This is a genomic window from Streptomyces sp. NPDC007901, assembly GCF_042959465.1.
GTDB lineage: Bacteria > Actinomycetota > Actinomycetes > Streptomycetales > Streptomycetaceae > Streptomyces.
In genome coordinates this window covers 1-12,841 of the sequence record NZ_JBIBKW010000059.1, presented here as the reverse complement: position 1 = coordinate 12,841, position 12,841 = coordinate 1, and the positions used below count along the sequence as shown (strand labels likewise).

The following is a 12,841-nucleotide window of genomic DNA, read 5'->3' as shown; positions in this document are numbered from 1 at the left end:
ACCCGCCCCGACGACGCCCCTCACACCGGACAGGCCGCAGTGTCTTGCGGAGTCCGTGCCCGCACCACGACTCGCTCGCCCTCGTCGACCACATCCTCGATGACCAGCGGGGACAGCCCTGAAAACACCGTCTGTACACGCTCGTTGACGTCCTTCACATGAATACCAACGACACCTCACCACTGTGCGTTACCACCGAATGTGAGACAGGGCCGTTAAATTGACACTCCCTCAAGATCGGAACGACAACAGCTACTCAGCAGCCCGTTGACGCTTCTATGTCAAGCAGCGACTTGATGCTGGGTGATGTGGTGCTGCCAGGAAGCTCGGTCTTGGGCCATCGCGCGGTGGATGACGTCGATCAGATGGCGTTTGACAAGTGTTGCGCTTCTCCCTGATCTGTGACCTTCGGTTACTCAGGCGATCCCGTGTATCACTACGTAGGAGCAACGGCGCGTTTCAACGCCAGCTGCTGATCGACTGGCACGTGGGTGGCGAGCCTGGTGAACCGCGCGACGCCGGGACACGTAGATCGTTCCGTGGTGCAGCGACAGGCGAAGGGATCATTATGGATGAGGGACCGCTGGAGTCGTGGCCTGATGCCGATGAGCTGCCTTCGGCTGATGTGGCTTCCCCTCAAGACCTTGCTCGCGCCATTCAGGTTCTCGAAGCTGTGGCTTCAGGAGTGGAGGGAGAGGGTTGCCCCGAAGAGTTCAGGGTCGAGCAGTATCGGCGGATCCGGCGCGTCGCCGACTGGATCTGTGCCGCCAGCACCACTCTCACGGCCTCGGCCGGTGACTTTCCTGATGCTCTGGATGCCTGGGGCGGTCTAGAGCCAGGGGAGTTAAGTCATGCCATGCTCATCGCCACGCTGATGAGCATGGGCGGGTCCCATATCATGCCGTCTTCCGTCATAACGCCGGACGCGCTGGCGGGGCGTGACGGAGCACTGCATGCTGCAGCCTTGGAACAGCTGCCCAACGGACTCATCCGCATCTCTGTCTGCCCACGGCCCGACACTGATGGCGCAGGTACGGACTTCGATGCCACGTAACCTGGTGTGCGTTCCTCGTGTCCGCCTCGGCTGACGAGCAGTGCAAGTCGAAGGGGCGGGCTGTGCTGAGGCTAGGGCTACGTTGTGAACTTGCTGGTCATCGGGGTGCGGGGGGGCGAGTCGGACGGTCCGGGGGCGCAGTGACGGCGGCCGTGACAAAGTCCAGGTGTGCGGCCAGTTGAGTCCAGGCTGATGGCCACCGGAATTCCCGGTGTATGGCCGTCTGGCCTGCGGTGTTCCTGATCGCTTCCTTGTCCGAAGGAGACCCCTCCGTCCGGTTTGCTGGTTGTTGCGAGCATCAGCTACCGGCCGGAGAGGTCCTGTGACGAAGTCTGACAGAGAGATCATGGAAATCCTTGAGGCGTACGACTTGACCGGAACGGTCTGGTCGGCGGCGGCTTTGGCAGGACACGACCCGAAGACGGTCAAGCGGTATGTCGAGGCCCGCGCCGGCGGGCGGAATCCTTATGCGCGAGAGCCGCGGCCGAAGATGATCGACGCGTTCCTGGAGAAGGTCGAGGAGTGGGTCGAGCAGTCGAAGGCGACGATCCGCGCCGATGTGGTCCACGAGAAGCTGGTGAAGATGGGCTACCGGGGCAGCGCGCGCTCGACGAGGCGGGCGGTGAACGCGGCGAAGACGGCGTGGAAGGCAGGCAAGCGCCGCACGTACCGGCCCTGGATTCCCGAGCCGGGCCGGTGGCTGCAGTTCGACTGGGGCGAGGGTCCGCGCATCGGCGGGCGTCGGACCTGGCTGTTCTGCGCGTGGCTGTCCTGGTCGCGGTTCCGGGTGGTGATCCCGGTCTTGGACTGCACGTTGGGCACGTTGGTGGCCTGCCTGGACACCACATTGCGTCGGATCGGCGGGGCACCGACCTACGTACTGACCGACAACGCGAAAACGGTCACCGTCGAGCACATCGCCGGGATACCGGTGCGGCACCCGCAGATGGTCGCCGCGGGCCGGCACTACGGCTGCCAGGTCGTCAGTTGCGTGCCCTACGACCCCGAATCGAAGGGCGGCGCGGAGGCCACGGTCCGCATCGCGAAGGCCGACCTGGTGCCCACCAGCGCGAACCTGCTGCCCGTCTACGACTCCTTCGCCGAGCTCGCCGACGCCTGCCGCACCTGGTGCGAGCAGGTGAACTCCCGCCGTCATCGGGCGACCGGGCAGATACCCGCCGACCGCCTGGACATCGAACGCACCACGCTGCACGCTCTGCCCGTCGAGCCGCTCGCGCCCGCGCTGGGCGAGGAACGCCTCGTCGGCTCGGACAGCACCATCAGCTTCAACTCGGTGCGCTACTCGACCCCGCCGGGCTATACCGACGCGAGAGTGTGGTGCCGGGTGATCGGCGAGGAACTGTCCATCACCGCCCGCACCAACTCCGGTGACCTGTCGGAGATCTGGCGCCATCAGCTCTCCATCCCGGGGGTTCCTCAGATCATCGACGCGCACTACCCCGACCACCCCGACGGCCGCAGCGTCCACCAGCCAAGGCTGCAACCGCGCTCGGCAGCGGAGATCGCGTTCGTGGGCATCGGCCCCGGAACCGGGCGCTGGCTCAAGGAAGCCGGACCCGCTGGCGCCACCCGCATCCGAGCCAAGATGGCCCGCGCGGTCGAACTGGCCACCGTCCTGGGCAACGACAAAATCGACCAGGCCCAGGGACTTGCCGCCACGGCCGGGCGCTTCGCCGACGGCGACCTGCTCTCGATCCTGGGACACATCGCGGACAGCAAGCCCGTCGGCGAGGTCGTCCGCGCGGACGAGGCCCACTCCGTCCAGAACGGAACCATCGGCTGGCAGGCCCTGGGCCAGTAGGCAACGGCTCCAGGAAAGTTGACGCACGACCCTGCGGTCAGTCGCCGACAAACCACAGATACCGGTGTGACCCCTGCTCGACAACCTGGCACAGCTCGCGGGCCTGCCCAACCCAGTCACCGCCGCAAGCGGCCGGAAGCCGGTCGAGTTCCGCCAGCAGCAGCGACACCTGCCGATGGTTGAAGACCGCATCCCCGTACGGAATCAGGCCCCAGAGCATCGGGAACCGCCCCGGATCCAAATCACCGAAAGCGGAAGTCCACTGCACCCCGCCCTTGGCCCGGGCCACGACGTCACCGCTGTCACCACGCACCTGCATATTGATCACCCGCCGAGCCTATCGGCGCCCCCTCAGACCGACGAAGGAATTTACAACCATGACGTTTCCCCAGGCCCCGGCACTACCCGAGGAACTCGACAAGCTCATGCGCCGCATGCGCCTGCCCTATATGCGCAAAGCGGCCCCCGACGTCCTGGCCACCGCCCGTGCCCAACGCTGGGACCCCTCCGAGGTCCTGCGGCTGTTGATAGCCGAGGAGGTCACCGGCCGTGACGCCGCCACCCGGCGTCTGCGACGGCACTCGGCGAACTTCCCCACCGGCAAGACCCTGGGCTCCTGGCGGGCCGAGGACTCCACCATCCCCGAACCCACCCAGAACTCCCTGATCACCCTGGAATGGATCGGCCGCGCCGAGAACCTGGTGATCGCCGGCCCGTCCGGCACAGGGAAGAGTCACTTCACCGAGGGCCTCGCCCAGGCTGCGATCGAGAAGGACATGCGGGTGGCCTGGTTCACCCTGGAGACGCTCAGCGCCGCGATCGGCAAGTCGAAGGTCGACGGCTCCACCGCCCGCACCGTCGCCCGGATCTGCCGCGCGGACCTCATCGTCATCGACGACATCGGCCTCCTGCCCGTGGGCGAAGACGCCGCCGAAGCGTTCTACCGCATCATCGACGCCGCCCACGAACGACGCTCCATCACGGTGACCAGCAACATCCACCCCTCGGGCTTCGACACGATCATGCCCAAGACCCTCGCCGGCGCCAGCACCGACCGACTCATGCACCACGCTCACCTCGTGACCACCACCGGCGGCTCGCACCGTCTCGCCGAGGCCCTCGCAGGCAAGGGAGTGGTCCCCTTGAACTGACCCCCACCCCCAGGAACACCACTGGCCACGCACCTGGGTTTCTGATGGCCACCAGTCTGGACGCCCAACGGCCACCCACCTGGGCATCTCAATGGCCGTTGACACGCAGGCGGATTTGCAGGCGCGTTGCGGGTGGGGGCGGTGGGGGTTTGGGTTCGCACCAGTCGGCCACAGGTTTCGTGAGCCGGCGTGTTATCAGCGTCATGACAGTCCAGGCCAGATGTGCCTCGGAGTGCTGGGGAAGTTTCTCGTAGTCCCGGCAGTTGCGGCGGGCCCTCATGATCCACGAAATACTCCGCTCTCCCACCCACCTCTTCGGCAGCAGGACAAAGCCCTTGGTCTTCGGCCGGTTGACGGTCTTGAGGGTGAGACGAAGGCGATCCTTGGCCCAGGTGACGAGCTCACCGCCATAGGCGGAATCGGCCCACACGAGGGTGATTTCGCAGTGGGCCAGGCGGAGCCGGAAGAGGAAGTCGCGGGCGGCGTGCGCGTCGTGGATGTTGGCGGGGGTGACCGTCATCATCACCGGCAGGCCTCGCGTGTCCACGGCGAGGTGGCGCTTGCGCCCGTTAACTTGAGCCCGCGCGAGCGGGTTCTTCATGTGCGTGAAGCACTCTGCAAGTCCCCCAACTCCCGTGGTGGATGCGGTTATCTGCCGCCGTCCATTACGGATGAGCTGCAGGCGCGATGCGCGTACAGCGGGTGCTGGCGCCAGGGTCGACGACGAAGTCGTGGACGCTGCTGGGGGATGATCTGCGGCCGGTCGATCCGGTGGAGTCGTTCCTCGCCTACCTGTCGGCGATCGAGCGGTCGCCGAACACCGTCAAGGCGTACGCCCACGACCTGAAGGACTGGTGGACCTACCTTCACGGCCGGGTCTGGACTGGAAGTGGGTCGTCCTGGAGGCAGTGGCCGCCTTCGTGGCTTGGCTGCAGCTGCCGCCGCTGGCTCGGAACGGGGCGGTGGCGGTGCTGCCGACGGTCGAGCACCACTGCACGGCCTCCAGCGTGAACCGCAAGCTCGCCGCGGTCAGCACGTTCTACGAGTTCCACGCCCGCAGCGGCATCGAGGTCGCCGACCTGCTGGTGACGATACGCCCGGCCGGACGGCACCGATCGGCTGCCACCTCCTACAAGCCGTTCTTGCAGCACAACGCCTCCGGCAAGCTTGAGCGGATCCGGACGATCAAGCTCAGGAACGGCCGGAAGCACCCCCGCGTCCTGACCGCCGCCCAGGTCCAGAAGATCTTGAACGCCTGCGAACACCTGCGGGACCGGCTGCTGTTCGCCCTGCTTCTGGACACCGGAGTCCGCATCGGCGAGGCCCTGGGCCTGCGGCACGACGACATCGCGATCGCCGAGAAGCAGGTGACCGTGGTGCCACGGCAGAACGACAACCGGGCCCGCGCGAAGGCCGGCCGCACGCGCACCATCCCGGCGAGTGCGGAGCTGATGCGTCTGTACTCCGACTACCTGCACCGCGAGTACGGCGCCCTGGACTCCGACTACGTCTTCGTGAACCTCTTCGCCGAACCTCACGGCCGCCCCTGGTGCTACCCGGCTGCCTACGACCTGGTCAGACGGCTACGGAAGACCACGGGTATCGCTTTTGAACCCCATCAATACCGCCACACCTACGCCACCTGGCTGCTGCGCCGCGGGGCCGGGATAGAGACGGTGAAGGAGTGCCTCGGACACGCATCGATCACCACCACGATCGACACATATGGTCACCTCACCGTCGAGGACGCCCGCCGCACTCTGGAAGCCGCGGGCTGGTTCACCGGCCGGGAGGTCCGGCTGTGACCTTCTCCGCCGAGAGGACACTGGGACGACCGCGGCTGCTTAAGCAGCTGATGGCCCTCGTCCGGCCTGAATTCCGCACCGAGATCTACGTCCCCGCTCCAGACGACCCCGTCTTCATCGCCGACGAGTGCACAGTCGCGGACTGCGACCGGACAGCAGCATCGGCCCAGCGCGGACTCTGCAACGCCCACGACATCCGCTTCCGCAAGCGCGGCTGCCCGCCGATGGCGGACTTCCTCGCCGATCCGGGCCCACCGGTCCGAGGCCGCAGATCGCTGGCTGCCTGCGTCATCGACGGCTGCCGCTACGGACGCGGCGCCAAGAACGACCTGTGCTCAAAGCACCGCGACCGGTGGAGCCGGGCCGGCAAGCCTGACCTGGCCACCTGGAACGCCCCTGACCTGGCCCCGAGCGACACCGCGACGCCCCAGTGCCGCCTGCCGTTCTGCAACCTCTGGGTCGCCAACCCCACCAAGCTCTTCTGCACCGGACACGACAAGCGGTGGCACCGTCACGGCCGCCTCCGACCCCGACCGCTTCATCGCCGACTGCGAACTGGTCGGAACCGCCCGCATCGACCTGCGAGACCTGCTTCCGCAGCTGAAACTGGAGATCCAGTACGCGCGGCAGTGCCGCCACGACGCCCGCTCCCGCACCGCCGCCCCTCGCCTGGTCATGCCCGCCGTCCGACGCATCACGGCACTCGGGGTCACCTCGCTGCTGGACCTGTCGGAACAGCAGTGGCGCCGGGAATCCGGGGCCCAGGCCGACGAGTCGGCCCTCTTCCACCTTGATGCCCGTGACGCGCTGGAGGCCCTGCGCGACGGGACCGGCTGGGAGATCGAGTACCCCAGGGATGTGTGGCGGCTCCACAAGCTGCCCGGAATCACCACCCCGGCCGGGCGTCCCTGCCCGCGCGCCCGGCTGCGGTTCGACCGCATCCCCCAGCCCTGGCTCCGTGAGCTGGGCAAACGATGGACCAAACTGCGGCTGACATCCGGGCTAGGGCTAACGGCGTTGTCGGCTATTGAAGGTCGGGGCCGGAACCGTGTGGCTGAGAATCCGGGCTGCTGACTGGGGATGGTGGTTCGGCTGCTGGTGAACGCCAATCTCCGGCGAGCCCCCTTCCGCATATCCTCCGGACATGGTTGATCAACGCTCGGTCGACGTTGGCGAGGTCCGGCTGGCTTATCAGCTGTCGGGTCCTGCGGATGGTCCGCCGCTCGTTCTGTTGCACGCGCTGGGCGAGGATGCCACCGACTGGGAGGCGGTTGTGCCCGCCCTCGCCCGGAGTCGAAGGGTGTATGCCCTCGATCTTCGCGGTCACGGCCGAAGCGACTGGCCGGGGGACTACTCACTCGAACTCATGCAGGCCGATGTGCTCCGGTTCTTGGACGCACTGGGAATTGGACCAGTGGATCTGATCGGGCACTCCATGGGCGGGCTCGTGGCCTATCTGCTCGCGGAGGACCATCCGCAACGGGTGAGCCGGCTTGTCCTGGAGGATGTGTCGGTTCCCCGTCCCCGGGAGCCGGGCACTCCGGCCAGACCGGACGGTGCCCTGACCTTCGACTGGGAGATGGTGTTGGCTGTCAGACGGCAGATCGACCAGCCCGATCCCAGGTGGCTGGAGCGACTCGACCGGATCACCGCCGGGACCCTCGTGATCGCCGGCGGCCCACAAAGTCATGTTCCCCAGGCCGGAGTCGCTGAGCTCGCTCGCTGCATCCCTGGCGGGCGAATGGTCACCATCCCGGTGGGACACCTGATCCACCACGCAGCGCCGGAGGCGTTCACCGAGGCGGTTTCGGCGTTCCTGGAGGAAGACTTCCGTCCTGCTCGCCAAACATGAGCATGGTCACGGGCCGTGACGTGCGGACGGCCGCACGGGTTCTTCGAGTGTGACCAAGAAGTGGGCTCGTGCGGCCATGTCTCATCCTGCCTTCACTGGCATCTCGCGCGCACATCTCGGCAGTCTGATCGAGGAGTTGGCCGGGCCGTGGCAGGCCCGGCGTGAATCGGCATTGCAGCAGCGGCGGGGAGGGAAGCGTCACCGTGCCGCCGGGGCCGGCCGCAAGCACGAGCTGGTGTTCACCGGCCGAGTGCTGGTCGCTTTGGTCCACCTGCGCACTCAGCTCCCGCACGCCGCGCTCGCCGAGCTCTACGGGGTCGGCCGTTCCACCGTCACCGAAGCCATCGGCGAGATCCGCCCGCTGCTCGCCGACCGCGGCTTCGCCGTCCCCGGTCGGCCCGGAGTGCGTCTGCGGACGTTGGCCGACGTGTTCGCCTACGCCGATGCGGAGGGCGTGACCTTGCGGATCGACGGGACCGAGACCCAGGTCCGCCGACCGAAGGCCCACTGGCCGGGCCGCTGCGCGTTCGTTTCCGGCAAGAAGAAGCAGAACACCATGAAGACCACCACGATCAGCGACGGCCAGGGCCGCACCCTTTGGTCCGGGGCCGACCGGCCCGGAAGAATGCACGACCAGACCGCGATGCGCACCGAGGGCATCGCCGAGCAGTTCCGTCTCCACCCGGACGTGAGAGCCGAGGTGGATGAGGGCTACCGGGGGCTGGCGAACGAATTCCCCGAACAGGTCAGTGCACCGCCGAAGAAGCCGAAGGAGGACGTCGTTCTCGGAGACCAGTACGCCTGGCGTGAGCACCGGCGCCGCCAGTCCTCGGCGCGGATCTGCGCCGAACACGCCAACGCCGAACACAAGCAATGGCGCCCGCTGCAACGCTTCCTCGGACGCCGCGAGCACTACCCGGCCACACATCGGGCCATCGCCGGCCTGGTCTCCGACCGAGCCGCCCAGCGCCCCACCCGCCCCAAACCGAGCACCGAACTGGTACCCGTTAGCCCGATGAACTGCTAAATCGCCAATTGGGTGAACACTCAACCACCACGCCTCAACATCAATAGCCGACAACCTCGTAAGCATCGGAGCCGCCCGCGCCGGGGTCGACGCACTCATCTGCTTCGGCGACTTCCTCACGTTCGCCCACGCCGATGCGCTCGCGGAGGTCGACCGACCGCTGCTGGAGCGCTACCTCGCCCACGTGATGTCACGCGGGCACGGCATGAAGAAGACGAGGATCGGCGCGCTCAACCTGTTCTTCCAGAACATCCGGCAGTACGGCTGGGAGGACACGCTGCCCGGCACCGCGGCCTTCTACGTCGGCGACGTCCCGCCGGTCCCCGAACAAGTCGACCGCCGCCTCGCCGAGTACGTCATGACTCAGGTCGAGTCGCCCGGCAACCTGGACCGCTGGCCCGACGCGGCAGGCCGACTGATCACGGTCATCCTCACCCGCTGCGGACTGCGCATCTCCAGCGCTCTGGCCCTCGACTTCGACTGCCTCGTCCACGACGGCCAGGGCGCCCCCTACCTGCGCTACTTCAACACCAAGATGAGGCGGGAGGCGGCCGTGCCCATCGACGTGGAACTCGCAGCAGCCGTCCGCGAGCAACAACGCCGCGTGCTCGGCCGCTGGCTGGCGACCTGCGAGATCTGTGACGAACATGGCCGGCCAGTACACCTGACGCCCCATCAATGGCGGCACACCTTCGCCTGCAGACTCATCAACCGGGACGTCCCGCAAGAGGTCGTCCGAGTCCTCCTGGACCACGACTCGCACAAAATGACCTCACACTACGCCAAGATCACCGACCAGACGGTGCGGCGGCACTGGGAGCAGGCCACCAAGGTCAACATCAAAGGCGAGCGAGTCTCCATCGACCCCGATGGACCTCTCGGCCAGGCCCAGTGGGCCAAGACCCGCTACGGCATCGCTACCCAGACCCTGCCCAACGGCTACTGCGGGCTGCCCGTTCAGAAGACCTGCCCGCACGCCAACGCTTGCCTGACCTGCCCGGTCTTCCTCACCGGGCCCGAGTTCCTGCCGGAGCTCCGCGAACAGCGCACCCGCACCCTGCCCCTGATCGACAACGCCAAAAGCTGCGGTCACACCCGCATGACCGAGATGAACCAGCAGGTCGCCGCCAACCTCGACCGCATGATCGGCGAGCTGGACGACGGCCAGGAGGCTGAACATGCCGGCTGACAACTCCCACCTGATCATCGCCGCGGCCCGCCGGAGAGCCACGGCGACCCGTCGACGCGCGGTCGCCGCCCTGCGGCGGATGGACGCCACCGGCACCGCAATCACCTTCAAGACCGTCGCCCGCGAAGCGGGCGTCTCCCGGTCCTGGCTCTACAACCAGCCGGATCTGAGAGCCGAGATTGAGCAACTTCGGGCTCGTCGCCGGTCGATCCCCGCGGCCCGGCCGGTTCCCGACCGGCAACGAACCTCCGACGCCTCCCTTCTACGGCGCTTGGAGGCCGCCACCGAACGCAACCGACAACTGGAATCCGAGAACCGCGAATTGCGCGAGGCCCTCGCCCTCGCGCTCGGGGAACGACGCATCGCCGACCTGCCAGGCCGCCGCGACGACACGCCGAGAAAGAAATCTTCCACCGTCATCGGACCCTGCTGACGAGCACGTCGAGGACACCGTCCTCCACACAACACACCAGGTCAGGAACCTGCAAGATCGGCGGGCTCAAGATAACGCCCGCAAGCGATTCATCATCACAGACACCCCCGGCCTGCTCTTGGCGGTCCACGTTGTCGCCGCGAACATCCAGGACCGCGACGGCGCCCGACGCCCGCTGCTGTGGACCCGCCTCGACCATCCGAGCGTGCGGAACTGGGCCGACCAGGGCTTCGCCGGCCGCCTGGTCGACTGGACCACCCAGGTCCTCAGCCGCGAACTAGAGATCGTGCGTAAAGACCCCGGTCAGCGCGGCTTCCAGGTTCAGCCCAAGCCGTGGGCCGTGGTGCGCACGCTGTCGCGGATCACCGCCCACCGACGCCTGCGGCTGCCAAGCCCAAGCCCATACGCCTGCGGATGCAGCAGCCACAGACGATCCGACTGGCCCAGACCGCCTTGCGCTGATCCCGGCGATCAGCCGTTGGACCTCGCCGACGGCCGACCACTGTCTTGCTCCTCCGTGTCCTCCACGTCACCAACGGGCCCTGCCGGAAATGCAGTCCCTGCAGCATATGGACAGCACGTTGGTCGTCAGCGCGTGGGGCCCCGTCTGGATCCAGCCGATCACCGATTCGGCGCCGTCCTCCATCGGTTGCGCGATTACAGGCACTCGAAATCTTGAACTGTACGGATCAGCAACTCGTTGCATGGACGAAGGGATGATGTCTGTCATGACCGTACCGGTAGAACATGAAATGAATCGAGCGCAACAGGGTTGCGTCCATGGAAGTGGTGTACGGGTTCGACCTGATCCGGGGGTTTGCTCCGGCTTCTGGCTGATGCCCGCATAGAAGAACGGCAACCGGCTGATCTTTCGAGATGTCGAAGTCACGAAGGAGATCAGCACGATGACCGCACCGGACAGTCTGCCGATGCATGCCCTGGCCGAGGAGAACCTCGCTTCGGCGAGTCCCGATCTGCTGCGCGCGATGGTCAAGACGTTCGCCGATGCCCTCATGTCCGCGGAGGCCGATGCCCTCTGCAACGCCGAATACGGGCAGGTCAGCGACGAACGCGTCAACCACCGCCCACGCGAGTGGGACACCCGCGCAGGAACCGTCGAACTCGCCGTCCCCAAACTGAGGCAGGGCAGCTACTTCCCGCACTGGCTCCTCGAACGCCGTCGGCGGGCCGAGCAGGCCCTCATCTCGGTAGTGGCCATTGCCTACCTGCTGGGCGTCAGCACGCGCAGGGTCGAGAAACTCGCCGAGTCCCTCGGTGTCACCCAGCTGTCGAAGTCCCAAATCAGCGCGATGGTCAAGCACCTGGACGAGCAGGTCACCGCGTTCCGCAACCGGCCACTGGACGCCGGGCCGTACACGTTCGTCTGGGTCGACGCGCTGACCCAGAAGGTCCGCGAAGGCGGCCGGATCGTCAACGTCCACGCCCTGGTCGCGGTCGGCGTCAACGCGGACGGGCACCGCGAGATCCTCGGTATCGACGTCGCCACCGCCGAGGACGGCGCCGGCTGGCTGGCCTTCCTGCGCTCGTTGACCGCCTGCGGCCTGTCCGGAGTCCAGCTGGTCGTCTCCGACGCTCACACCGGCCTGGTGAACGCGATCGGCGTGGTCCTGCCGGGTGCCTCGTGGCAGCGATGTCGCACCCGTTACGCCCGAAATCTGCTGAGCCAGGTCCCCAAGTCGGCCCAGCCGTGGGTGGCCACCTTGCTGCGGACCGTCTTCGAACAGCCCGACACCGACGCAGTCCAAGCCCAGATGCGACACGTTCTGGCTGCACTGAAAGCCAAGTTCCCCAAAGCAGCAGCCCACTTGGATGCTGCCCAGCACGACCTCCTTGCGTTCACCGCCTTCCCGCGTGAGATCTGGCGGCAGATCTGGTCGAACAACCCGCAGGAGCGGCTGAACAAGGAGATCCGCCGCCGCACCAACGTGGTCGGCATCTTCCCCGACCGCACGGCCCTGATCCGCCTGGTCGGCGCGGTGCTGGCCGAGCAGAACGACGAATGGACCGAGGCCCGCCGCTACATGGGCCGCGATCTGCTCGCCAAGGCCCGCCTCCACCCGATCGAGTCAGAAACCGACGAGACCGTCCTGCCCACCGAACTCACCGCATAGCCTCAAAACGAGATCACCGAGAGGCCGTCGATACACCACTCCAGCGGACGTGACCCCGCCCTGACCAGTTAGTCAGCCGCCCTGCACAGCGGGGGAACCTCAAGCTTACGGTTCCGCTGTCTGCTGGTGAACCACGAGGGGGGTGGGAACGTCGTGAAGGCGAAAGCTGTGATGACCTTTTTTGGAGGCCGTGATGCCTGCTGAAGACCAACGTGCAGAGACGGACGAACGGGGCCGGGAACAGGGGGGTGCGCAGGCGGCGCCCCGCCGGAGGGCTGAGGCCAGGCCCGACTCGGAGCTCACCCCGGAGCAACTACGGCGCCGGCAACAGAAGAGGGATTCCAAGGCGAGGTCCCGTCTGCGGAAGGCGGAGGGT

11 protein-coding genes and 2 pseudogenes are annotated in these 12,841 nt (G+C 66.9%); 11 read left to right on the top strand and 2 right to left on the bottom strand.

Annotated elements, in window-relative coordinates; genetic code table 11:
• The first annotated feature begins 379 nt into the window (after positions 1 to 379).
• Positions 380 to 1,054, top strand: a complete 675-nt coding sequence (locus ACFZDK_RS55050; protein ID WP_390986782.1) for a hypothetical protein — start codon at positions 380 to 382, stop codon at positions 1,052 to 1,054.
• Positions 1,055 to 1,400: 346 nt separating this feature from the next.
• Positions 1,401 to 2,876: an IS21 family transposase gene (istA, locus tag ACFZDK_RS55045; RefSeq protein WP_390986779.1), complete on the top strand. Its 1,476-nt coding sequence runs from the start codon at positions 1,401 to 1,403 to the stop codon at positions 2,874 to 2,876.
• A gap of 37 nt (positions 2,877 to 2,913) precedes the next feature.
• Here the strand turns inward: istA and ACFZDK_RS55040 are convergent, their stop codons facing one another.
• On the bottom strand, positions 2,914 to 3,195 hold the full coding sequence (locus ACFZDK_RS55040) for a hypothetical protein (RefSeq protein WP_390986784.1): 282 nt from the start codon (positions 3,193 to 3,195) through the stop codon (positions 2,914 to 2,916).
• Between the two features lie 58 nt (positions 3,196 to 3,253).
• On the opposite strand from ACFZDK_RS55040, the gene istB reads away from it, so the two are divergent.
• Complete coding sequence (gene istB / locus ACFZDK_RS55035) at positions 3,254 to 4,027, top strand: IS21-like element helper ATPase IstB (RefSeq protein ID WP_390986777.1); 774 nt, start codon at positions 3,254 to 3,256, stop codon at positions 4,025 to 4,027.
• An 88-nt stretch (positions 4,028 to 4,115) separates the two neighbouring features.
• On the opposite strand, the pseudogene ACFZDK_RS55030 reads toward istB, so the two are convergent.
• Positions 4,116 to 4,613, bottom strand: a pseudogene (locus tag ACFZDK_RS55030) (transposase); the annotation flags it as partial.
• Between the two features lie 101 nt (positions 4,614 to 4,714).
• Here ACFZDK_RS55030 and ACFZDK_RS55025 point away from each other — a divergent pair.
• From ACFZDK_RS55025 to ACFZDK_RS54990, 8 genes and pseudogenes are all read left to right on the top strand, one after another.
• Positions 4,715 to 4,852, top strand: a pseudogene (locus ACFZDK_RS55025) (integrase); the annotation flags it as partial.
• Positions 4,853 to 4,881: 29 nt separating this feature from the next.
• Positions 4,882 to 5,832, top strand: a complete 951-nt coding sequence (locus ACFZDK_RS55020; protein WP_390986774.1) for a tyrosine-type recombinase/integrase — start codon at positions 4,882 to 4,884, stop codon at positions 5,830 to 5,832.
• A gap of 675 nt (positions 5,833 to 6,507) precedes the next feature.
• Positions 6,508 to 6,906 carry a hypothetical protein gene (locus tag ACFZDK_RS55015; protein WP_390986772.1) on the top strand — a complete coding sequence of 133 codons (399 nt, stop codon included), beginning with the start codon at positions 6,508 to 6,510 and terminating at the stop codon, positions 6,904 to 6,906.
• Positions 6,907 to 6,976: 70 nt separating this feature from the next.
• Positions 6,977 to 7,684, top strand: a complete 708-nt coding sequence (locus ACFZDK_RS55010) for an alpha/beta fold hydrolase (RefSeq protein WP_390986769.1) — start codon at positions 6,977 to 6,979, stop codon at positions 7,682 to 7,684.
• Between the two features lie 76 nt (positions 7,685 to 7,760).
• Complete coding sequence (locus tag ACFZDK_RS55005; RefSeq protein ID WP_390986766.1) at positions 7,761 to 8,711, top strand: transposase family protein; 951 nt, start codon at positions 7,761 to 7,763, stop codon at positions 8,709 to 8,711.
• Between the two features lie 205 nt (positions 8,712 to 8,916).
• On the top strand, positions 8,917 to 9,900 hold the full coding sequence (locus ACFZDK_RS55000) for a tyrosine-type recombinase/integrase (RefSeq protein ID WP_390986763.1): 984 nt from the start codon (positions 8,917 to 8,919) through the stop codon (positions 9,898 to 9,900).
• Positions 9,890 to 10,333, top strand: a complete 444-nt coding sequence (locus tag ACFZDK_RS54995) for a DUF6262 family protein (RefSeq protein ID WP_390986760.1) — start codon at positions 9,890 to 9,892, stop codon at positions 10,331 to 10,333. Before ACFZDK_RS55000 ends, ACFZDK_RS54995 begins: the two co-directional genes overlap by 11 nt.
• A 905-nt stretch (positions 10,334 to 11,238) precedes the next feature.
• Positions 11,239 to 12,465 (top strand): IS256 family transposase, encoded by a 1,227-nt coding sequence (locus ACFZDK_RS54990; protein WP_390986757.1) that lies wholly within the window; start codon positions 11,239 to 11,241, stop codon positions 12,463 to 12,465.
• The last annotated feature ends 376 nt before the right edge of the window (positions 12,466 to 12,841 follow it).